Raw genomic sequence first — 19,841 nt, 5'->3', positions numbered from 1 at the left:
GACGGGGGCCGGAGGTGGCCAGGGGCGGGGTCGAACCGCCGACCTGTGGCTCTTCAGGTGCCCAGAGCGGCGTCCAGCTGCACCAGCCCCTTGCACAGGCGACGCGCCACCCGCAGACGTCGGCGTACGGCGCCGGACCAACCCCGTCGCTGCGCAGCTTGTGCCGTGGACCGCCGAGGGGTCAGGGCACGATGTCGCTGTTGTGGCGCCGGTAGATGTCGGCCAGCTCGGCGGGGTCAGGAGGCCCGGAGGCGGGCAGGGCGGCGCCGATCTCCTCCATGAAGCCGAGGGCACTCGCTGGGCTCCACACCCCGACCACCCGGGCGGGTCGGTCGTGCGGGTTGGCGAACGTGTGCCGCGCGCCTCTCGGCGCGAGGATGAGCCCGCCGGCGCGCACCGGCTGGGGCTCCGCGCGGCCCTTGATCATCGTCAGTTCGCCCTCGAGGACGTAGATCGCTTCGTCGAATCCGTGGTGCACGTGCGGCGGCGGCCCCGGGAAGTTGGGCGGCACGGTGAGCTCGCAGAACGCCATGCCCTCGCTCTCCCCGAGCACGCGGAGTACGTCGCCGGCGTAGGGGATCAGGCGGGTCGCGTCCCCCTCGTTAGCGTCCACGAGGTCGAGCCTCGTCCGGCTGTCAAGGCTCCCTCGGTACTAGCCGGCGTGTGCACGCGGTGCTGCACAACGCCCCGGTGATGCCGAGCGTGAGAGGCGATCTGCGACGTCGCCGTGCTCGTCGAGGGTCCCGACGCCGAATTACGAGATCGGCAAGGGCCTGGCCGCGGCCCAGGCGAAGGGCCGCTGCTCGCGATCACGGATGGCGATCTACGCCCACTCCGACATCGATGACATTGGCCAGGCCCTCGACGCGATCGAGTGGGAGGACCTGTGAGGGCGGTTGCTGAAGTAGGCCCCGACAACGACGAACGCCCACCGAGCGTTTCCGCTGGTGGGCGACGGTGGCCAGGGGCGGGGTCGAACCGCCGACCTATCGCTTTTCAGGCGATCGCTCGTACCAACTGAGCTACCTGGCCGGACGGTCGAGGGACCACCTCGACCGGAGAGCGACCCAGACGGGACTCGAACCCGCGACCTTCGCCGTGACAGGGCGACGCGCTAACCAACTGCGCCACTGGGCCTTGAAACTTGCGGTACCACCGTACCCCCAACGGGATTCGAACCCGCGTTGCCGCCTTGAAAGGGCGGAGTCCTAGGCCGCTGAACGATGGGGGCGCGACCCTCTGGCTGAGGACCTTACCCGCCAACGGCGTACCCGTTGGGAGCGGACCAAGCATAGGTGACGGGTCTCAGACCCCCGGCACCCACCCCCTGCCGTCCGCGACCCCCAGCACGACGTGGGGTCCGAGCACCGCGCGCATACCCCCGTCGGCCCGCCACGCCGCCAGCCACGCGGGCACCGCGACCGCGCCCAGCACCAGCTCCCAGTTCTCGCAGACCCGCTGCGCGAGGTCGGTGAGCTCGGTGATCGCCAGTGACGCGGCGAAGGCCCCGCCGGACATGTCGACGATCGTCCGGGCCAGCGAGGACGGGTCCACGGAGGGCAGCAGGATCTCGGCCACCGCGGCCCGCTCGAAGAGCCCGGTGAACGTCTCCTCCCAGAAGCGGAAGGGCCACCCCGGCCGCTGGGGGCCGGCGAACCCCTCCGCGCAGAGCCGCTGGCCGGCGCGCACCACCGGGCCCTCGAGGGCGTCCTGCATCTCCCGCGCGATCTGGGCGGCGGTGCGCAGCCCGTCGAGGCCGAGCCCGTCGGCCCGCTCCACCATCGCGCGGCAGAGCACCTCCATCTCGTCGACCACGGCGAGCGCGATGCTCTCCTTGGAGACGAAGTGGAAGTACAGCGCGCCCTTGGTGACCTTGCTCCGCTCGAGGATCCGCGACAGCGACGCCTCGTGGTACGAGCCCGAGGCGAACTCCTCGGCAGCGGCGGCCAGGATCGCGCCCCGGGTCGCCACCGCCCGCGCCTGGCGGGGCGCGTCGCCACGGAGCCCGCTCGGGGGCCGCGGAGGATCAGCGGTGTCGGACATCGGCGGCCACGGTAGCGGTCGCGCCTTTCACCGACGGCCGCCCACGCGATTTTCGTCCAGTGTCGGACGATCTACCCGGTCACCGCCGTACCGGTGGCGGATCTCCGCCCTCCCCGATGAGGCCGAGCATGTCCAGCAGCTCGCGGCAGTCGTCGGAGTCGAGGGAGTTGCGGGCGACGGCGATGCGCGCACGGTGCACCTGCTCGTCGGTCACGCCGTACACGTCGGCCGCGGTGCGCTGCGCGGGCACCGACGGCTCGTCGGCCGCCGTCCGCTCCGGATGGGGTCCGTTCGGTCGTCGGCGAGGTCCTGACGTCGCGTTCATCTGCTGGCTCCCGGTGCCGCCTGAGTCCCGACCCGCTGCCACACCTCACGCGGCGGGATGACCCGATGCGGGGACGTCTCCGGTCACGTTCCGTGCCCGTCGGCGTCCCTCGTCCGAGTCGCGACGACGCTACCCAGACGCCCGCGACGATGCAGCCCCCTTCCCGAGTGACGACCCCGCCGATCTCGGTCCGCCCGCTTCGCCCGCCTTCCGGCACGCAGAGTGACCGTCCACGGCCGGGACGGTCACGGCACGGCTCCGTGACTCCCGACCGCGCATGCGGCCGTACGGGGGGTGGCTGAGAGGCTCTCAGCCGGAGATCGGATGTCAGTCGACGAGGGCCTGGTAGACGAGCCCGCGGAGCTGGGTCCGGATCGGGTGGGCGCTCGAGGGCAGCAACTGGGTGAAGAACATCGCCGTGACCCGCTCGACGGGGTCCACCCAGAACGCCGTGCTCGCCGCGCCGCCCCAGGACATCTCGCCGGGGCTGGCCAGCGTGCGGTAGCGGACGGGGTCGCCCACCACGGCGACCCCGAGCCCGAAGCCCACCCCGTCGAACGGCATCTCGGCGAACAGCGGCCGCCCCACCTGCTCGAGGTCGAGGCCGCCGGGCAGGTGGTTGCGGCCCATGTAGTCGACGGTGCGGCTGCCCAGCACCCGGACGCCGTCGACCTCCCCGCGGCCCAGCAGCATGCGCGTGAAGCGGTGGTAGTCGGCGGCCGTGGACACGAGCCCGCCCCCGCCGCCGTGCCAGGTCGGCTCCAGCGCCTCGCGCGCCATCGCGGCCATGCCGGCGGCGTCGGCGGACAGGAAGCGGCCCGTCGCCGGGTTCTGGACGTACAGCGCGGCCAGGCGGTCGGGGTCGTCGACGACGAATCTCGTGGCCGTCATCCCGAGCGGGCCGAGCAGGTGCTCGTCGAGGAACGCGTCCAGCGACTGCCCGGAGACGACCTCGATCAGCCGGCCGAGCACGTCGGTGGCGTGGCTGTAGTTCCACTCCGCCCCGGGCTGGTGCACCAGCGGCAGCTTCGCCCACGCCTCGACGCAGCCGGCGAGGTCGAGACCCTCCGGGGCCGACCACTCGAAGCCCGCCGCCCGGTAGAGCTCGTCGACGGCGTGCGCGTGGTGGAAGCCGTAGGTCAGCCCGGCGGTGTGGGTCAGCAGGTGCCAGACACGGATCGGCTCGGTGGCCGCCTCGAGCAGCGGCTTGCCCGACGACCCCTTGACGTAGACCTTCGGCGCGGCGAACTCGGGCAGCCACCGGCTGATCGGGTCGGTGAGCTCGAACGCGCCCCGCTCCCAGAGCATGAGCGCCGCCACCGAGGTGATCGGCTTCGACATCGAGTAGATCCGCCAGCGGGTGTCGTCGGTGACGGGCAGGCCGGCCTCGGCGTCGCGCTGACCGGCGGTCGACGAGTGCACGACCCGGCCGTCGCGCGCCACGACGATGTGCCAGCCGGCGAGCCGGCCGTCGTCGACGTAGCGGGCGAAGTGGTCGTCGATGCGGGTGAGTCGGGCCGGGTCGAAGCCCAGCTCCTCGGGATCGGACTCGACCTTCAGGGGGCTGCTCACTTCCGCCACTATGCCTCGGTCACGCCTCCTCGGCGAGGAAGGTCCGCAGCTCCTCGACGACCTCCTCGGGACGCTCCTCGGGCACGAAGTGGGCGCACCTCTCGATCGCCCGGCCGCGCACGTCGTCGGCGTACTCGCGCCACAGGTCGAGCATCGGCAGCGTCTGACCCATCACGCCCTCGGCCCCCCACAGGGCGAGCAGCGGCTGCGCGACCCGGCGCCCGGCGGCGTGATCGGCCTCGTCGTGCTCGGCGTCGACGGGGTGGGCGCGGTAGTCGTCGAACCCGCACCGCAGCGCCCCGGGCTGCGAGAAGGCGCGCACGTACTCGGCGATCGCCGCGGGCTCGAGACCCTCGCGCGCGTAGGTCCACTTCTCGAGGAAGTACCGCAGGTAGCCCTCGACGTCGGCGCCGGCGAGGCGCTCGGGCAGGTCGGGCTGCAGGTGGAAGAGCCAGTGCCAGTACTTCGCGCCCAGCGCGGCGTCCATGCGCTGCCAGGTCGCCCGCGACGGCGCGATGTCGAGGACCGCCAGGCGGGTGACCTCCTCGGGCCGGTCCAGCGCCCAGCGGTGCGCGACGCGCCCGCCGCGGTCGTGCCCGATGACCGCGACCCGCTCGTGGCCCAGCGCCCGCACCAGCGCCGAGATGTCCGCGGCCATCGTGCGCTTGTCCATGCCGCCGGTGGGCTTGTCGCTGGCGCCGTAGCCGCGCAGGTCCGGGACGATCACGGTGTGGTCGGCGGCGAGCGGGCCGGCCACGTGCCGCCAGCAGTGGCCGGTCTGCGGCCACCCGTGCAGCAGCACCACCGGCGGCCCCGACCCGCCGACGCGGTGGTGCAGCCGGATCCCGTTGACGACGACGGTGTCGGGGGTCAGCGAAGCAGCGGTCACGGGCAGGCATCCTGCCGGGACTCAGCCGGCGATGGGGCCCGCCGGACCCGGACCGGTGGGCGGGCCGACGGTGTCGGGCTCCCGCGCCGGGCTCACCACCAGGCCGGGCCGGTGGTCGCCGTCGGACCCGGGCGGCCCGCCGCCGGACGGTCCCGGGCGGGACGCGCCGACGACGGCCGCGGTGGCGTCGACGGCCGCGGCGCGCCACAGGCGGTCGCGCATCCGGCGCACGAGGCCGTCGGCGTGGCAGAGCGTCGCGAAGTCCGCGGCGCGGCGGGCGACCGCGGCGCGGGGCACGCCCCGCACGGACGCGTACTCCTCCAGCGCCGGGACGATGCGCCCGTCGGCGTGGTCGAACGCCCGCCCGAGCGTCGCTGCGTCGACGATCTCCGTCGCCACCGACTGCGCCGTGTGCGGCAGCATCGGCTGCGCCGCCCCACCGACGACGGTGAGCCGGTGCCGGGCGCCGCGCTCGAGCGGGGCGTGGTGGCGGTGCACGCGCGAGGGCCCGGTGACGACCGCGTCGCCCACGGCCTCGCGGACCTCCGGCGCCGCGCGGGCCAGCAGCCGGCGGACCACGGCCGTGACCCCGTCGCGGTGCATGTCCTCGAGGGCGTCGACCCGCACGGTCACCGACACCTCGCCCGTCGCGCCGTACCCGTCCGGGAGCGCCGACTGCGTGACGTGCAGGGTCGGCGACGACCAGAGCCGCAGCAGCCCGTCGGGCGGCGCCGGCCCCGACCCGCGGTGCACGAGGTACGGGCTGGAGAGCACGTGCCCGCCGCCGAGGTGCGGGCGCACCGGGCTGCCCGGCCCGTCGGCGCCGATGACGGCCTCGGCGCGGTAGCGCACGCCGGTGTCGTCGGTGACGAGCACGGCGTCACCGAGGTCCTCGACCGACACGGCGCTGCGCCCGTAGGTGACGGTGATCATCTCGTCGGCCGCGCAGGCCGCCACGAGGAGCGCGCGCACGGCGGCGTGCGGGGCCAGGAGGTACGGCCGGCCGAAGCGGGCGCGCACCACGGGGCCGAGCTCGGTCACCCGCAGCACCGCGCCGGAGTCGGCGTCGGCGTGGGCGAGGCGGCGCGGCTCCCAGGCCTGCGCGGCGAGGCGGTCGGCGAGCCCGAGGGCCGCGAGCTCCCGCAGGGCGGCGGGCGTGAGGACCGCCAGCCCGCGGTCGACGTCCTCCGGGCGGTCGCGCTCGAGCACGTGCACGGGGAAGCCCTGGTGGGCGAGGAAGAGGGCCGTGGCCAGCCCCCCGAACCGGGAGCCGAGCACGAGCAGCGGTACGGCAACCACGGCTCACCTCGTTCACCCGCGCGGACGAGACAAGCGTAGGCAGATCATCTCGGACGGAGCAATCGGGCGCCGGTACGTGTCCGCCCGTCCGTCGGCCACCCGAGCGGGCGTCACTCCGCAGGCTGAGACACCACCGCTGGGTTGTCTCTGCCGTCACCGAGCCGGGCGCGGGCGTCGAGCACGCGGGCGAGGGTCACGCACGTCAGGGCCAGCGTGGCACCGAGCAGCCAGCCGGCGAGGACGTCGGTGGTCCAGTGCACCCCGAGGTAGACCCGGCTCGCGCCGATGACGAGTGCCCCGAGGACCGCCAGCGCGACCGCGAGCCGGCGCACCAGGCGCTCGTGGGGCGTCCCGACGGCCAGCGCGACCACCGCGGCGGCCGTGAGCCCCAGTCCGAGCGCGGACATCAACGCGTGTCCGGACGGCAGCGACGCCGTCGTCTCCTCGGCGAGGCGGGACACCTCGGGCGGGCGCGGGCGCTCGACGGCGAGCTTCACCAGCCGGATCGTCAGGGCCCCGACGGCGACGCCGACGACCCAGATGACCGCGGTGCGGCGCATGCCCCGCGCGAACAGCACGACGGCCGACACGACCGCCAGCCCCCCGGTGCCGACCGTGCCGCCGACCAGCGACACGACCTCGGCCGTCGTCGTCAGCCCGGGCGTGCGGACGCCGAGGACCCACCCGAGCACCGGGCCGTCGGCGGCCGCGAGCGCCTCGTCCGTCGCGACCAGCGCGAACACCAGGCCCGCGGCCACGACGAGCACGGCGACGACGGCGAGGTCGCGCAACGCGCCCGGCACGTCGGCGAGCGCCCCGCCCGCCAGACGGTCGGCGAGCACCGCCACACCGAGCAGCAGGCCGAGCACGATCAGCGACACGGCGGTGGCGTCGAGGGCCACGTGACCTCCTCCGGCGGGGGCGACGCGCCGGGGACGACGCTGCCCGGCCCGATCATCCCAAGGCAGACTGGGTGCGTGCTCCTCCTGGGGCTGCTCGCCGCGCTGGCGGCGGCGGGCGCCAACGCCGGCGCCGCGCTGCTCGAGGCGAGCGCGGCCCGCCGTGCCAGCCGCCCGGCGACCGTCGTGCTGCACCCCATGTACCTCGGCGGCCTGGCGCTGGACATCGGCGGCTGGGTGCTCACCGTCCTCGCGCTGCGGTTCATGCCGATCGTCGCGGTGCAGGCGATCGTCACCGGGCAGGTCGCCATCACGGTCGTGGCGTCGCACTGGGTCTTCGACACCCCGCTGCGCCGCATCGACCTGGCCGCCGCCGCCGCGAACGTCGTCGGGCTCGCGCTGCTCGTCGCCAGCGCGAGCGTGACCGACCAGGGGGTGACCGCGTCGACCGCGGGCGTGGTCGCGCTGGTGGCGACGTTCGGGGTGCTGCTGGTGGTGTCGGTGCCGGTGGCGATCCGCAGCCGCCGCGCGATGCTCGTCTCGTTCCTCGCCGGGCTGGCCTTCGGCGGGACGGCGGTGGCCGTGCGGATGGTCGACCTGCAGGGCTCGCTCGGGGAGATGGCGCGGTCCGCGGCGACCGACCCGGTGGTGTGGACGCTGCTGGGGTTCGCCGCGCTGGGGCTCGGGCTGTACACGGTGGCCCTGGGGCGCGGCGCGGTCGGCCCCGTGGTGGCCGTGCTGGCCGTCACCGAGACCCTCGCGCCCGGCCTGCTGGGCCTCGTCGCGCTGGGCGACGGCGTACGGCCGGGCGGGATCCCGTGGTTCGTGCTGGGGCTGGTGCTCGCGCTGGGCGGGGTGGTCGTGCTGGCGCGCTCGCCCGCGCAGGCGTCGCTGTCGGGCGACGACGGCGTCGCGCCGCCGCCCCTCAAGAGGCTCTGAGCGCTCCGAGGGGCGACGGCGCGGGGGCGCGTCAGTCGCGGAAGGCGTCCTTGACCTTCTCGCCGGCGTTCTTGAGGCTGCCGGCGGTCTGGTCCTTCTTGCCCTCGGCCTCGAGGCTCTCGTTGCCGACGGCCTTGCCCACCGACTCCTTGACCTTGCCCTTGTACTCCTGGATCTTGTTGTCGGTCTTCTTCTCCGTCGACATGAGGCCTCCTCCCCGGGCGCGCCGCTGCTGGGCGCCTCGCGTGGGGTGTGATACCCGCGGTACCGGGTTCTCAACCGGCCGTCGATCGTTCCGGCGCGTCCAGCACGACGTCCCGGACGACCTCGCCGGACGGCGGCACCGCGACCCACGCGACCTCGGGCCGGTGGCCCTCGGCGCGCGTGACCAGCTGGAACGTGCCCGCGACGCCGGGGTCGAGCCGGAAGCCGCCGTCGTCGCCGGTGGTGGCGACCGCGGCCTCCCGGCCGTCGCCGACGAGCGTGACCGTCGCGCCCGGCAGCCCGCCGCCCCCACCGTCGGTGACCCGGCCGCGCAGGGCGGGGGCGGCACCGTCGCCGCGACCGTCGGCGTGGGGCACGTGGGCGACCGGCGGCACGCCGTGGTCGCCGGGCTCGCCGGCGTCGCCGGAGGGGTCGGCGTCGGCGGCGCGCTCGGTGTCGGCGGAGCGCTCGGTGTCGGCGGCGCGCTCGGTGTCGGCGGCGGCCTTCCGGCGCCGCCGGCGGTCGGACAGCAGGTCCACCACCCCGAGCACGAGCGCGAGCACCACGAACGCGACCGCGCCGACGAGCCCGCGGCTGATGGCCAGGGCCCAGTCGCCGGCGGTGGCCGTGAGCTGGCCGAAGAACACCGCGCCGACCGCGGAGATGCCGATGGCCGAGCCGACGCGCTGGCCCGTCTGCAGGACCCCGGCGGCGGTGCCGCCCTCCCGGGCGGGGACCTCCTCGAGCGCGAGGGTCTGGTTCGGCGCGATCACCAGCCCACTGCCGACGCCGGCGAGCAGCAGCGGCCCGGCGATCGCCCAGCCGACCTGCTGCGGGTCGAGGCGCAGGACGACGTCGACGGCGACCAGCCCGAGCGCGACGGCGACGAGCCCGCCCACGACCAGCGGCTTGCCGAGCCGCGACACCAGCCGCCCGCCGACCGCCGAGGACACCGCCGAGCCGAGCGCGAACGGCGTCAGCGCCAGGCCGGCCTCGAGCGGGGTGTAGCCGCGCCCGTTCTGCAGGAAGAGCGTGACGACGAAGAAGATCGCGGTGAAGCCCGCGAAGTAGAGCAGGCCGAGCGAGGTGCCCAGCGCGTAGCTGCGGGTGCGCAGCAGCGCGAAGTCCACCAGGGGGTGGCCGTGGGCCCGGCGGGCGCGGCGCTCCCAGAGCACGAAGACCACGAGCAGGACGGCGGCGACGCCCACGAGCCACCACGGCGCGCTCGCCGGGTCCCGCTCGGAGAGCACCAGCGGCACCATGAGCGAGACCACCGCGCCGCCGAGCAGCACCGCCCCGATCGTGTCGAGCGGCCGCTTCTCCTCCGCCGCCGCGGTGTCGCGCGGCAGCAGGCGGGCGCCGAGGGCCAGGGCCGCGATCCCGATCGGCACGTTGACGTAGAAGACCCAGCGCCAGCCGTCGGTCGCGCCGCCCCACTCGAGCAGCAGGCCGCCGAGCAGCGGGCCGATGGCCGTCGAGATGCCGATCGCGGCGCCGAACAGGCCGAACGCCCGGCCCCGCTCGCGGCCCTGGAAGAGCTGCTGGATGAAGCCGATGACCTGCGGGTTCAGCATGCCGCCGGCCGCGCCCTGCAGCAGGCGGAACACCACGAGCCACGTCCCGTCCGGCGCCAGCCCGGCGGCCGCGCTGGTCATCGTGAACAGCGCCAGCGAGATCATGAACATCTTCTTGCGGCCGCGGTCGTCGCCGAGGCGCCCGGACGCGACGAGCACGAGCCCGAACGTCAGCGCGTAGCCCGAGACCACCCACGACAGCTCCGCCGCCGACGCGCCGATGCCCCGCTGCATGGACGGCAGGGCCACGTTGACGATGCTGACGTCGAGCAGCGTCATGAACCCGGCGATGAGGCAGACCGCGAGGGCACGCCAGCGCCGGGGATCGGGCTCGGGAGTCACCCCTGCGAGTTTCCCGGAGCCCGACCGGTCAATCGTGACCCCCGACGGAGGGACGAGCGTGGAGATCCTGTCGAGCCGCATCCTCGTACGCCCGCGCGACTGGGAGGTCTCGCGGCGCTTCTACGCCGAGACGCTCGGCCTCGCGGTGGCGCGGGAGTTCCCCGGCGGCGTGGTGTTCTTCCTCGGCACCGGCTACCTGGAGCTCTCCCGGGCGGGCGCGGTGACGATCGGCGACGACGCCCTGTGGTTGCAGGTGCGCTCGCTGCCGGACGCGGTGGCCGAGCTCCGCGACCGCGGCGTCACGCCGACGCGCGAGCCCCGGCGGGAGTTCTGGGGCCTCGACGAGTGCTGGATCGCCGACCCCGACGGCCGCGCGATCGTCCTCGTCGAGGTCCCGCCCGGGCACCCGATCCGCACCGACACCCGCACGTGAGTGATGTTCCCGGCCATAGCCGGGAAAATCACTCACAAGCCCAGGGCGGCGGCCAGCTCGCGCAGGTCGTCGCGGGGGTCGGCCATCGGGTTCTCGCCGAGGGCCTGCACCAGGACGTGGTCGGCCCCGGCGTCGAGGTGCGCGGTCACCGACGCCGCGATCGTGTCGATGTCGCCCATCCCGACCAGCGCCTTCTTGAGCCGGTCGGAGCCCCCGCGCGGCATGTCGGACTCCTCGAAGCCCTGGCGCAGCCAGGAGTTCCGGTAGTTCGGCAGGCCCGAGTAGATCTCGAGGTGGGTGTGGGCGCGGCGCATCGCGTCCTCCTCGTCGCCCCCCACCGCCACCGCCTGCTCCGAGACGACCCACCTGTCGGGCCCGAGCGCCTCGCGCGTGACGCGGGTCTGCTCCGGCGTGACGAGGTAGGGGTGCACGCCGTCGGTCTCCGCGCCGGCGAGCTCGATCATCTTCGGCCCGAGCGCCGCGACCAGCCGCGCCGGACGTCCGGCGCCGGGCTCGATCTGCTCGGGCACCGCGGCCATGCGCTGCAGGTAGTCGCGCATCGTCGCCAGCGGCTTGGAGTACGTGCCGCCCCGCCCGCGCTCGACCAGCGGCGCGTGGCTCACGCCGAGCCCGAGGACGAAGCGCCCGGGGTGAAGCGCGGTGAGCGTGCGCCCGCCGCTCTCGGCGGCGATGGGGTCGCGGGCGTGGATGTTGGCGATGCCGGTGCCGACGACGAGCCGGTCGGTGGCGGCGAGGAACGCGCCGGCCTGCGTCAGCGTCTCCTTGCCGTAGGCCTCGCCGTAGAACAGCGAGCCGTAGCCCATCGCCTCGATGTCGCGGGCGGCCTGCTGCGCGTCCTGGATCGGCCACGTGTCGCTGGTCCACCAGACGCCGATGCGGGACGGGAAGTCGATCCGAGCAGCCATGGGCCGGACGCTAGACCGCGCCGCCGCCCGGCGCCGCACCGCCGCCGTACCGGGCCGCCGCCGCCGACTGCTCGGCCATCCCCCGCAGCGCGGCGATCAGCGCGCCGCCGAGCACGATGCCGGTGACCACGCGCTCGATCGACCGCTCGCGCTGCTCGGTGTCGACGACCGCCGCGACCTCGTGCTCGGCCACCGTCTCCATGGCCCCGGCGTAGACGTCGAGCAGCCCGGCGACCCGCTCGCCCCCGTGCCGGTCGAGTGCGGCGAGCACGTCGACCGCCGTCCGCCATCCCGGGTTCGTCTCCGAGGTGGTCCAGCCCCGCCGCTCGACCATCTCGGCGACGGCCTTCTCGGCCCGCGCGGTGGCGTCGTCGTCGACGGGCTCGGTCCGGGTCATCACCGCGTCCTGCGCCCGACCGAGGGCCGCGTACAGCGATACCTGCTCGTCGTCGACGGCGGCCAGCACGTCGCGCGCCCCGGCGATCGTCAGGCCCCCGACGTCGACGAGCGCACGGATCAGGCGCAGCCGGCGGACGTGGGCGTCGTCGTACTGCGCCTGGTTCGGGCTGCTCAGCTCGCCGGGCGGCAGGAGGCCCTCGCGCAGGTAGTACTTGATCGACGCCACGCTCACGTCGGTCCGGCGGCTCAGTTCCCCGATCCGCATCGCTCTCCCCTCTGGACGGCCAACTCGGATAGTCCTACTCTCCATACATGGACAGTGTCACTATCCGCTCGATGGTCCGGGAGTCCCGGGCCCTCTCCGCGTTCGGCGCGGCCATGGCCGCGCTCGCGGTCGTGTGCCTGGCGGGGCTCGTGCTCGACCCCCGCCTGCTGGGTGGGCAGCCGATCTGGGCCAAGCCGCTCAAGTTCTCCGTCAGCTTCGTCCTCTACGCCGCCACCCTCGTCTGGATGATCTCGCTGGTCAGCACGCCCCGCACCCGCCGGTGGGCCCGACGCGGCGGCGCGGTCGTCGCCACCGCCGGCGCCATCGAGATGATCGCCATCGTCGGCCAGGTGCTCCGCGGCCGTGCCAGCCACTTCAACATCGCCACCCCGCTCGACACCGCGGTGTGGGCGGTCATGGGCACCACCATCGTCGTGCTGTGGGTGGCGACGGCCGGCATCGGCGTCCTGCTGCTGCGCGAGCGCACCCTCGCCGCCGACACCGCGTGGGCCGTCCGCCTCGGCCTCGTCGTGACGCTGGCGGGCATGGCCGTCGCCTTCCTCATGACCAGCCCGACGGGCGCCCAGATCGCCGCGGCGCAGGAGACGGGCCGGATGACGACGGCCGGCGCCCACGCGGTCGGGGTGCCCGACGGCGGGGCGGGCCTGCCGCTCGTCGGCTGGAGCACCACCGGCGGCGACCTGCGCATCGCCCACTTCGTCGGCCTGCACGCGCTGCAGGGCCTCCCGCTGCTCGCCCTCGCCCTGCTCCTCCTCGCCGCCCGGCGGCCCGGGCTCCGCGACGTCGCCGTGCGCGCCCGGCTGGTCGGCGTCGCCGGCGCCGCCTGGGCGGGCCTGACCGCGCTGCTGACCTGGCAGGCGCTGCGCGGCCAGTCGATCATCGCCCCCGACGCGCCGACCCTCGCCGCCGCCGCGGTCCTCGTCGCCGCGACGGTCGCCGGCACCCTGCTCGTCCTGCGCGGCGGCACCCGCCGCCGCGCCACCACCGACCGCGTCCTGGAGCCCCAGTCATGACCACGCTCGCGTCCCGCCGCACGGGCAGCCCGGCCCTCGTCGCCGTCTACGCCGTCCTCTCGGTGGTCGGCCTCGTCGGGACCTGGTACTTCAACCTGGCCTTCTTCGCCCAGGGCGGCACCGACTACCTCGGCGGCTGGTTCGCCAACGCCGCGAGCAGCTCCGCGGCCGTCGACATCATCGTCATGGCCGTCGCGGCCTGCATCGTGATGGTCGTCGAGGGCCGCCGGCTCGCGTTCCGGCCGCTGGTGATCGGGCTGCTCGTGGTGCTCAGCTTCGTGATCGCCGTGGCCTTCACCTTCCCGCTGTTCCTGGCCCTGCGGGAGGTGCGCCTCCGGCGCACGTGAGCAGAAAGAAGTGCTGGAGCACTTCTTTCTGCTCACCAGCGCGGAGCGCACATCAGAGCCCCAGGTGCCGGGCGATGAGGATCTTCTGGACCTCGCTGGTGCCCTCGCCGATCTCCAGGATCTTCGAGTCGCGGTAGTGGCGGGCCACCGGGTACTCGTTCATGAAGCCGTAGCCGCCGAAGATCTGGGTGGCGTCGCGTGCGTTGTCCATCGCGGCGTTGGAGCTCACGAGCTTCGCCACCGCCGCCTCCTTCTTGAACGGCAGCCCGGCGGCCATCTTCGCGGCCGCGTCGTGCCACGCCAGGCGGGCGCAGACGGTGCGCGCCTCCATCTCGGCGATCTTGAACTGGATGCCCTGGTAGGTCCCGATCGCGGCGCCGAACGCCTCGCGCTCGCGGGCGTAGCGCAGGGACTCGTCGACGCAGCCCTGCGCGGCGCCGGTGGAGAGCGCGGCGATCGCGACCCGGCCCTCGTCGAGGATCGAGAGGAACTGGGCGTAGCCGCGGCCCCGCTGCCCGACGAGGTTCGCCTCGGGCACCCGGCAGTCGTCGAAGGCGAGCTCGTGGGTGTCCGAGGCGTTCCAGCCGACCTTCGAGTAGCTCGGGGCGACGGTGAAGCCCGGGGTCCCGGACGGGACGAGGATCGCCGAGATCTCCTTCTTGCCGTCGTCGCCGCGGTCGGTGACGGCGGTGACCGTGACCAGTGAGGTGATGTCGGTGCCGGAGTTGGTGATGAACGCCTTCGACCCGTTGATCACCCACTGGTCGCCGTCGACCTTCGCGGTGGTCCGCGTGGCGCCGGCGTCGGACCCGCCGCCGGCCTCGGTCAGCCCGAACGCGCCGAGCCGGCGGCCGGTGGCGAGGTCGGGCAGGTACTGCTGCTTCTGCTCGTCGGACCCGAACCGCAGGATCGGCATGATCCCCAGCGAGACGCCGGCCTCGAGGGTGATCGCGACCGACTGGTCGACCCGGCCGAGCTCCTCGAGGGCGACGCACAGCGCGACGTAGTCGCCGCCCATGCCGTCGTACTCCTCGGGCACCGGCAGGCCGAACAGGCCCATCTCGCCCATCGACGCGACCAGGTCGTACGGGAACTTCTCCTGGATGTAGAGGTCGCCGATGACCGGCGCGACCTCCTTCTGCGCGAAGTCCTCGACGGTGGCGCGGAGGGCCTCGTGCTCGTCGGACAGCTGCATGATCATTCTCCCGGGTCGGGCACGACGGTGACGAGCGGTGCGTCGAGGGCGACGGCGGCCCCGGCCTTCGCGGCCAGGTCCTTGACGACGCCGTCGGTCGGCGCCGACACGACGTGCTCCATCTTCATGGCCTCGACGACGACGAGTCGCTGGCCGGCGGTGACGTGGTCGCCCTCGGCGACCTCGACGGCGGTGACCGTGCCGGGCATCGGCGCGGTGAGGGGCCCGTCCGCGCCGCCGGCCGCGGTGCGGGCGGCGCGCAGGCGCTCCTGCTCGCGCAGCGCCCAGACCCCGCCCTCGCGGCCGAGCCAGCGGACGCCGTCCGCTCCCCCGCTGGTCACCACGCGGAAACGGCGCGTGGTGCCGTCGAGGACGAGGACCAGCTCGGCGCCGTCGCGGCGGGCGGAGACCGGGCGCGGGACGCCGGCTGAACTCCCCGTGCCGACGGTGACCGTGGCGCCGGTGGGCGGTCCGGCGACCGCGACGTCCACGGGGTCGCCGCTCGCCCCCGCGGCGGGGACGAGGCGCCAGCGCGCGGGCGCGGGGTCGGCGCCGAGACGCCAGCCCCCGATGCGGTCGAACGGGGCGTCGCCGCCGGAGCGGTCCGCCAGGTCGAGCAGGCCGGCCAGCGCCGCGGCGGCGAGGACGTCGTCCGGGAGGTCCTCGACCGGCGCCGGCAACCGCCCGATCAGCCCGGTGTCGAGCCGACCGGCGCGCACGTCGTCGTCGGCGATCAGGGTGCGCAGCCAGGCGAGGTTGGTGCGCACGCCCAACACGGTGGTGGCGGCGAGCGCGGCGTCGAGGCGGTCGAGGGCCGCGGCGCGCGTCGGGCCGCTGGTGATGATCTTGGCGAGCATCGGGTCGTAGCGGGACCCGACCTCGGTGCCGACCGCCACGCCCGCGTCGACGCGCGCCCGCTCGGGCCACACCAGGTCCAGCACCGTCCCGCCGGTGGGCAGGAAGCCACGGGCCGGGTCCTCGGCGTAGAGCCGGACCTCGACGGCGTGGCCCTCGATGCGGATGTCGCCCTGGTCGTAGTCCAGCGGCTCCCCGGCGGCGATGCGCAGCTGCTCGGCGACGAGGTCGAGGCGCCGCCCGCGGATGCGCACGACCTCCTCGGTGACGGGGTGCTCGACCTGCAGCCGGGTGTTCATCTCCAGGAAGAAGAACTCGCTCGCGTCGGCGTTCGTGACGAACTCGACCGTGCCCGCGCCGACGTAGCCGCAGGCCTTCGCGGCCTCGACCGCGGCCTGCCCCATGGCGTGGCGCTGCCGGCCGTCGAGCACCGCCGACGGCGCCTCCTCGACGACCTTCTGGTGCCGGCGTTGCAGCGAGCACTCCCGCTCGCCGAGGTGCACGACGGTGCCGTGCGCGTCGGCGAGCACCTGGATCTCGACGTGGCGGGGGTCGGTGACGTACCGCTCGACGAGCAGCGTGTCGTCGCCGAAGCTGCCCCGTGCCTCGCGCCGGGCCGCGGCGATCGCGTCGTCGAGGTCGGCGTCGCGCGTGACGACGTGCATGCCCTTGCCGCCCCCGCCCGCGCTGGGCTTGAGCAGCACCGGGAAGCCGATCTCCCGCGCGGCGGCCGCGACCTGCGCGTCGTCGAGCCCCGAGCCGTCGGACCCGGGCACCAGCGGCACGCCCGCGGGCCCGACCGTCGCCTTCGCGCGGATCTTGTCGCCCATCGCCTCGATGGCCGCGGGCGGCGGGCCGATCCAGGTCAGCCCGGCGCGCTCCACGTCGCGGGCGAACGCCGCGTTCTCGGCGAGGAAGCCGTAGCCGGGGTGCACGGCCTGCGCGCCCACCGACCGGCCGGCCTCGACGATCGCGGCCCCGTCGAGGTAGTCGGGCACGCGCACGGCGACGTCGGCGGCCGCGACGTGCGGCGCATCGGCGTCGGGGTCGGTGTACACCGCGACGGCCCGCAGCCCCCGCGCGTGCAGGGTCTTGGCGATCCGCACGGCGATCTCGCCGCGGTTGGCGATGAGCACACTGCTGAACATGGAGGCGCTCACATCCGGAAGACGCCGAAGTGCGGCGGGTCGAGGGGGGCGTTGGCGCAGGCCGAGAGCGCGAGGCCGAGCACGGTGCGGGTCTCGGCGGGGTCGATGACGCCGTCGTCCCAGAGGCGCGCGGTCGAGTAGTACGGGTGGCCCTGGCGCTCGTACTGCTCGCGGACGTTCTCCGCCTCCGAGGACCCGACGGTGCCGAGGACGGTCGCGGCCTGCTCGGCGCCCATCACGCTGATCCGCGCGTTGGGCCACATCCACAGGAAGCGCGGCGAGTAGGCCCGCCCGCTCATCGCGTAGTTGCCGGCGCCGTACGAGCCGCCGATGACGACGGTCAGCTTGGGCACGCGCGTGGTGGCGACGGCGGTGACCATCTTCGCGCCGTCCTTGGCGATGCCGCCCGCCTCGTACTCGCGGCCGACCATGAAGCCGGTGATGTTCTGCAGGAAGACCAGCGGGATGCCGCGCTGGTCGCAGAGCTCGACGAAGTGCGCGCCCTTGAGCGCCGACTCGCGGAAGAGCACGCCGTTGTTGGCGACGATGCCGACCGGGTGCCCGTGCAGGCGCGCGAAGCCGGTGACGAGCGTGGTGCCGTAGTCGGGCTTGAACGGCGTGAACGCGCTCCCGTCGACCAGGCGCGTGATCACCTCGTGCACGTCGTACGCCGTGCGCCCGTCGACGGGGACGACGTCGTAGAGCTCGGCCGGGTCGTGCTCCGGCTCGACGGTGGGGCGGCGCTCCCACGGCGGCGGCACGCGCGGGCCGAGCGTGTCGACGATGTCGCGCACCATCGACAGCGCGTGCGCGTCGTCGTCGGCGAGGTGGTCGACGACGCCGGAGGTGCGCGCGTGCAGGACGCCGCCGCCCAGCTCCTCGGCGGTGACCTCCTCGCCCGTCGCCGCCTTCACCAGCGGCGGGCCGCCGAGGAAGATCGTGCCCTGGTCGCGCACGATGATCGCCTCGTCGCTCATCGCCGGGACGTACGCGCCGCCGGCGGTGCAGCTGCCCAGCACCGCGGCGATCTGCGGGATGCCGAGCCCGGACATCGTCGCCTGGTTGTAGAAGATGCGCCCGAAGTGCTCGCGGTCGGGGAAGACCTGGTCCTGCTCGGGCAGGAACGCGCCGCCGGAGTCGACGAGGTAGACGCAGGGCAGGCGGTTGTGCAGCGCCACCTCCTGAGCGCGCAGGTGCTTCTTGACCGTCATCGGGTAGTAGGTGCCGCCCTTGACGGTGGCGTCGTTGGCGACGACGACGCACTCGCGCCCGGCGATGCGCCCGATGCCGGTGATGATCCCGGCGCCCGGGGCGGCGTCGCCGTACATCCCGGTGGCGGCCAGCGGCGAGAGCTCGAGGAACGGGCTCGACGGGTCGAGCAGGGCGTCGACGCGGTCGCGCGGCAGCATCTTGCCGCGCTCGACGTGGCGTGCCCGCGAGCGCTCCGGGCCGCCGAGCCGCGCGGTCGCCAGGCGCTCGCGCAGGTCGGCGACCAGAGCGCGATGGCCCGTACGTGCGTGATCTTCTGAGCTATGGCTCGGAAGATCACGCACATGGTCGGTGCTCGGCGCGGCCACCCTGACCTCCTCGTCGCGGTGGTAGTTAACGCTCATTCACGTTAGCGACCGTTCACACGGCCTGGCAAGAGGCGTTAGTGTGCCGAGGGTGCCCGTCACCACGTCCCGCCGCGAGCAGATCCTCACCGAGGCCGCGCGGCTCTTCGCGCGCCACGGCTTCCACGGCGTGTCCATCGACGGGATCGGCGCGGCCGTCGGGGTCAGCGGGCCGGCGCTCTACCGGCACTTCCCGTCCAAGGAGGGCCTGCTCGCCGAGATGCTCGTCGGCATCAGCGAGCACCTGCTCGCGGGCGGGCAGGAGCGGGCGGCCGAGCACGCCGACCCGGTCGCGCTGCTCGACGCGCTCGTCGCCTTCCACACCGACTTCGCCCTGCGCCAGCCCGAGCTGATCACCGTCCAGGACCGCGACCTGGCGAACCTCCCCGACCCCTCGCGCCGCCGGGTCCGCGGCCTGCAGCGCGCCTACGTGGAGATCTGGGTCGACGCCCTGCAGCGCGCCGGGCTCGCGGCGGGCGAGGAGGCCGCCCGCGTCGCCGCGCACGCCGCGTTCGGGCTGATGAACTCGACGCCGCGCAGCGCCGGCCACACCCGCGCCGAGGTCGCCGCGCCCGTGCTCGTCGCGATGACCCGGGCGGCCCTGCGCGCCTCACCCGTGTGACGCCCGAGCGGCGCGGACGGCCGCTACAGTCCGCGCCGTGCAGCCGCAGCAGCAGGGTCAGCAGCCGGGCCAGCCCCAGGGCCAGCAGCAGGGGCAGTTCCAGGGACAGCGGTACCCGATCCTGCTCTCGACCATGAACGACCTGCCCGGCTACGAGGTCGTGCGCGTGTTCGGCGAGGTCTTCGGGCTGACCGTCCGCAGCCGGAACATGTTCTCGACCATGGGCGCGGGCTTCAAGGCGATGGCCGGCGGCGAGCTCAAGGGCCTGTCGAAGCTGCTCTCCGACTCGCGCCACGAGGCGCTCGGACGGCTCTCGGAGGAGGCCATGGCGCACGGCGCCAACGCGGTGCTCGCGCTGCGCTTCGACTGCAACGAGATCGCCACCACCGCGAGCGAGATCGCCGCGTACGGCACCGCGGTCTACGTGGTGCCGCACACGCAGCGGTAGCCCACCGCCCGCCCGGTCACCGGAGCCCGATCACCGCCGCCCGGTCACCGCTGCCGCTGGTGCTCCTGCTCGGCCGCGAGCAGCCGGTTGCGGAGCAGCGTCGCCTCCTCCAGGCGGGCGCGGACGGACTGCTGGCGGGAGAGCAGCTCGCGCACGTAGTCGGTGCGCTCGGCCTGCTGGGCTTCGTGGATCTGCGCCGAGAGCCGGGCGTCGAAGCGCTCGTACTCGGCGACGTGGTGGTCGGCCGCGCGCCGCCGGCGCACCGCCTCCTCGTACGGCGTCCGCACGGGCGTGGGCCCGTAGGGCGCCGTGCCGTGACCGGGCGCCCCGGACGGCGGCGCGTACTCCCGCGGCGCGCCCACCCCGGTGTAGGCCGGGGGCGAGGTCTCGGCCGTACGGTCCTCGTTCCGGCGCCCGAACAGCCGGGCCAGTCGTGAAGCCATGACGTGCCCTCCTCACCCGCCGTGACG

At 74.5% G+C, this 19,841-nt stretch carries 21 protein-coding genes and 3 tRNA genes; 6 read left to right on the top strand and 18 right to left on the bottom strand.

Annotated elements, in window-relative coordinates; translation table 11 throughout:
- Positions 1 to 181 precede the first annotated feature (181 nt).
- The 10 genes from PH190_RS21895 to PH190_RS21850 form a co-directional block, all read right to left on the bottom strand.
- Complete coding sequence (locus tag PH190_RS21895) at positions 182 to 613, bottom strand: cupin domain-containing protein (protein WP_274233639.1); 432 nt, start codon at positions 611 to 613, stop codon at positions 182 to 184.
- A 345-nt stretch (positions 614 to 958) separates the two neighbouring features.
- A tRNA-Phe gene (locus PH190_RS21890) sits at positions 959 to 1,032 on the bottom strand.
- Between the two features lie 31 nt (positions 1,033 to 1,063).
- Positions 1,064 to 1,137, bottom strand: a tRNA-Asp gene (locus PH190_RS21885).
- 21 nt (positions 1,138 to 1,158) lie between these two features.
- A tRNA-Glu gene (locus PH190_RS21880) sits at positions 1,159 to 1,231 on the bottom strand.
- A gap of 74 nt (positions 1,232 to 1,305) precedes the next feature.
- Positions 1,306 to 2,043, bottom strand: a complete 738-nt coding sequence (locus tag PH190_RS21875) for a TetR/AcrR family transcriptional regulator (RefSeq protein ID WP_274233638.1) — start codon at positions 2,041 to 2,043, stop codon at positions 1,306 to 1,308.
- A gap of 79 nt (positions 2,044 to 2,122) precedes the next feature.
- Positions 2,123 to 2,293 (bottom strand): hypothetical protein, encoded by a 171-nt coding sequence (locus tag PH190_RS21870; protein WP_274200382.1) that lies wholly within the window; start codon positions 2,291 to 2,293, stop codon positions 2,123 to 2,125.
- A 402-nt stretch (positions 2,294 to 2,695) separates the two neighbouring features.
- On the bottom strand, positions 2,696 to 3,940 hold the full coding sequence (locus PH190_RS21865) for a serine hydrolase domain-containing protein (RefSeq protein ID WP_274233637.1): 1,245 nt from the start codon (positions 3,938 to 3,940) through the stop codon (positions 2,696 to 2,698).
- 19 nt (positions 3,941 to 3,959) lie between these two features.
- Positions 3,960 to 4,829 carry an alpha/beta fold hydrolase gene (locus tag PH190_RS21860; protein WP_274233636.1) on the bottom strand — a complete coding sequence of 290 codons (870 nt, stop codon included), beginning with the start codon at positions 4,827 to 4,829 and terminating at the stop codon, positions 3,960 to 3,962.
- A 21-nt stretch (positions 4,830 to 4,850) separates the two neighbouring features.
- Positions 4,851 to 6,128, bottom strand: a complete 1,278-nt coding sequence (locus tag PH190_RS21855) for an FAD-dependent monooxygenase (RefSeq protein WP_274233635.1) — start codon at positions 6,126 to 6,128, stop codon at positions 4,851 to 4,853.
- Between the two features lie 110 nt (positions 6,129 to 6,238).
- A complete protein-coding gene (locus tag PH190_RS21850; protein WP_274233634.1) occupies positions 6,239 to 7,030 on the bottom strand; it encodes a phosphatase PAP2 family protein in 792 nt (263 codons plus the stop codon).
- 75 nt (positions 7,031 to 7,105) lie between these two features.
- Here PH190_RS21850 and PH190_RS21845 point away from each other — a divergent pair, with 75 nt between their 5' ends.
- Complete coding sequence (locus tag PH190_RS21845; protein WP_274233633.1) at positions 7,106 to 7,966, top strand: hypothetical protein; 861 nt, start codon at positions 7,106 to 7,108, stop codon at positions 7,964 to 7,966.
- Positions 7,967 to 7,997: 31 nt separating this feature from the next.
- Here PH190_RS21845 and PH190_RS21840 read toward each other — a convergent pair whose 3' ends face one another.
- Positions 7,998 to 8,171, bottom strand: a complete 174-nt coding sequence (locus PH190_RS21840) for a CsbD family protein (protein ID WP_274200376.1) — start codon at positions 8,169 to 8,171, stop codon at positions 7,998 to 8,000.
- A gap of 70 nt (positions 8,172 to 8,241) precedes the next feature.
- Positions 8,242 to 10,086: an MFS transporter gene (locus PH190_RS21835; RefSeq protein WP_274233632.1), complete on the bottom strand. Its 1,845-nt coding sequence runs from the start codon at positions 10,084 to 10,086 to the stop codon at positions 8,242 to 8,244.
- 58 nt (positions 10,087 to 10,144) lie between these two features.
- On the opposite strand from PH190_RS21835, the gene PH190_RS21830 reads away from it, so the two are divergent.
- Positions 10,145 to 10,519: a VOC family protein gene (locus PH190_RS21830; RefSeq protein WP_274233631.1), complete on the top strand. Its 375-nt coding sequence runs from the start codon at positions 10,145 to 10,147 to the stop codon at positions 10,517 to 10,519.
- 32 nt (positions 10,520 to 10,551) lie between these two features.
- Here the strand turns inward: PH190_RS21830 and PH190_RS21825 are convergent, their stop codons facing one another.
- A complete protein-coding gene (locus PH190_RS21825) occupies positions 10,552 to 11,445 on the bottom strand; it encodes an LLM class F420-dependent oxidoreductase (RefSeq protein WP_274233630.1) in 894 nt (297 codons plus the stop codon).
- A 10-nt stretch (positions 11,446 to 11,455) separates the two neighbouring features.
- Entirely contained in the window at positions 11,456 to 12,109 is a 654-nt protein-coding gene (locus PH190_RS21820; RefSeq protein ID WP_274233629.1) for a MerR family transcriptional regulator, read from the bottom strand.
- Positions 12,110 to 12,156: 47 nt separating this feature from the next.
- On the opposite strand from PH190_RS21820, the gene PH190_RS21815 reads away from it, so the two are divergent.
- Together PH190_RS21815 and PH190_RS21810 are read left to right on the top strand one after the other, a co-directional pair.
- Complete coding sequence (locus PH190_RS21815) at positions 12,157 to 13,143, top strand: hypothetical protein (protein WP_274233628.1); 987 nt, start codon at positions 12,157 to 12,159, stop codon at positions 13,141 to 13,143.
- Positions 13,140 to 13,490: a DUF2834 domain-containing protein gene (locus tag PH190_RS21810; protein ID WP_274233627.1), complete on the top strand. Its 351-nt coding sequence runs from the start codon at positions 13,140 to 13,142 to the stop codon at positions 13,488 to 13,490. The genes PH190_RS21815 and PH190_RS21810 overlap by 4 nt, the downstream gene beginning before the upstream one ends.
- A gap of 52 nt (positions 13,491 to 13,542) precedes the next feature.
- Here the strand turns inward: PH190_RS21810 and PH190_RS21805 are convergent, their stop codons facing one another.
- From PH190_RS21805 to PH190_RS21795, 3 genes are read right to left on the bottom strand one after another with little or no spacing between them, the layout of a single operon-like run.
- Positions 13,543 to 14,691, bottom strand: a complete 1,149-nt coding sequence (locus PH190_RS21805) for an acyl-CoA dehydrogenase family protein (protein WP_274233626.1) — start codon at positions 14,689 to 14,691, stop codon at positions 13,543 to 13,545.
- The gene (locus tag PH190_RS21800) at positions 14,688 to 16,688 is read right to left on the bottom strand and encodes an acetyl/propionyl/methylcrotonyl-CoA carboxylase subunit alpha (protein WP_274233625.1); all 2,001 of its coding nucleotides are present in this window, start codon (positions 16,686 to 16,688) and stop codon (positions 14,688 to 14,690) included. Before PH190_RS21800 ends, PH190_RS21805 begins: the two co-directional genes overlap by 4 nt.
- Positions 16,689 to 16,696: 8 nt before the next feature.
- Entirely contained in the window at positions 16,697 to 18,301 is a 1,605-nt protein-coding gene (locus PH190_RS21795; RefSeq protein ID WP_274233624.1) for an acyl-CoA carboxylase subunit beta, read from the bottom strand.
- A gap of 52 nt (positions 18,302 to 18,353) precedes the next feature.
- Between PH190_RS21795 and PH190_RS21790 the strand changes: the two genes are divergently transcribed.
- Together PH190_RS21790 and PH190_RS21785 are read left to right on the top strand one after the other, a co-directional pair.
- Positions 18,354 to 18,923 carry an SACE_7040 family transcriptional regulator gene (locus PH190_RS21790; RefSeq protein ID WP_274233623.1) on the top strand — a complete coding sequence of 190 codons (570 nt, stop codon included), beginning with the start codon at positions 18,354 to 18,356 and terminating at the stop codon, positions 18,921 to 18,923.
- A gap of 37 nt (positions 18,924 to 18,960) precedes the next feature.
- On the top strand, positions 18,961 to 19,371 hold the full coding sequence (locus PH190_RS21785; protein WP_274233622.1) for a YbjQ family protein: 411 nt from the start codon (positions 18,961 to 18,963) through the stop codon (positions 19,369 to 19,371).
- A 44-nt stretch (positions 19,372 to 19,415) separates the two neighbouring features.
- Here PH190_RS21785 and PH190_RS21780 read toward each other — a convergent pair whose 3' ends face one another.
- The gene (locus PH190_RS21780) at positions 19,416 to 19,814 is read right to left on the bottom strand and encodes a hypothetical protein (protein WP_274233621.1); all 399 of its coding nucleotides are present in this window, start codon (positions 19,812 to 19,814) and stop codon (positions 19,416 to 19,418) included.
- Between the last annotated feature and the right edge of the window lie 27 nt (positions 19,815 to 19,841).

Origin of the sequence: Actinomycetospora straminea (genome assembly GCF_028737255.1) — a bacterium.
Classification (GTDB): Bacteria; Actinomycetota; Actinomycetes; order Mycobacteriales; family Pseudonocardiaceae; genus Actinomycetospora; species Actinomycetospora straminea.
Note: the sequence above shows the minus strand (reverse complement) of the source record. Positions and strands in the feature narration are given on the sequence as shown.

Bases quoted from the DNA above. Each gene is read 5' to 3' on its own strand.
- PH190_RS21800 (WP_274233625.1), bottom strand. From the start codon at position 16,688: ATGTTCAGCAGTGTGCTCATCGCCAACCGCGGCGAGATCGCCGTGCGG.
- PH190_RS21810 (WP_274233627.1), top strand. From the start codon at position 13,140: ATGACCACGCTCGCGTCCCGCCGCACGGGCAGCCCGGCCCTCGTCGCC.
- PH190_RS21840 (WP_274200376.1), bottom strand. From the start codon at position 8,171: ATGTCGACGGAGAAGAAGACCGACAACAAGATCCAGGAGTACAAGGGC.
- PH190_RS21875 (WP_274233638.1), bottom strand. From the start codon at position 2,043: ATGTCCGACACCGCTGATCCTCCGCGGCCCCCGAGCGGGCTCCGTGGC.
- PH190_RS21825 (WP_274233630.1), bottom strand. From the start codon at position 11,445: ATGGCTGCTCGGATCGACTTCCCGTCCCGCATCGGCGTCTGGTGGACC.
- PH190_RS21820 (WP_274233629.1), bottom strand. From the start codon at position 12,109: ATGCGGATCGGGGAACTGAGCCGCCGGACCGACGTGAGCGTGGCGTCG.
- PH190_RS21780 (WP_274233621.1), bottom strand. From the start codon at position 19,814: ATGGCTTCACGACTGGCCCGGCTGTTCGGGCGCCGGAACGAGGACCGT.
- PH190_RS21815 (WP_274233628.1), top strand. From the start codon at position 12,157: ATGGACAGTGTCACTATCCGCTCGATGGTCCGGGAGTCCCGGGCCCTC.
- PH190_RS21805 (WP_274233626.1), bottom strand. From the start codon at position 14,691: ATGATCATGCAGCTGTCCGACGAGCACGAGGCCCTCCGCGCCACCGTC.
- PH190_RS21795 (WP_274233624.1), bottom strand. From the start codon at position 18,301: ATGAGCGTTAACTACCACCGCGACGAGGAGGTCAGGGTGGCCGCGCCG.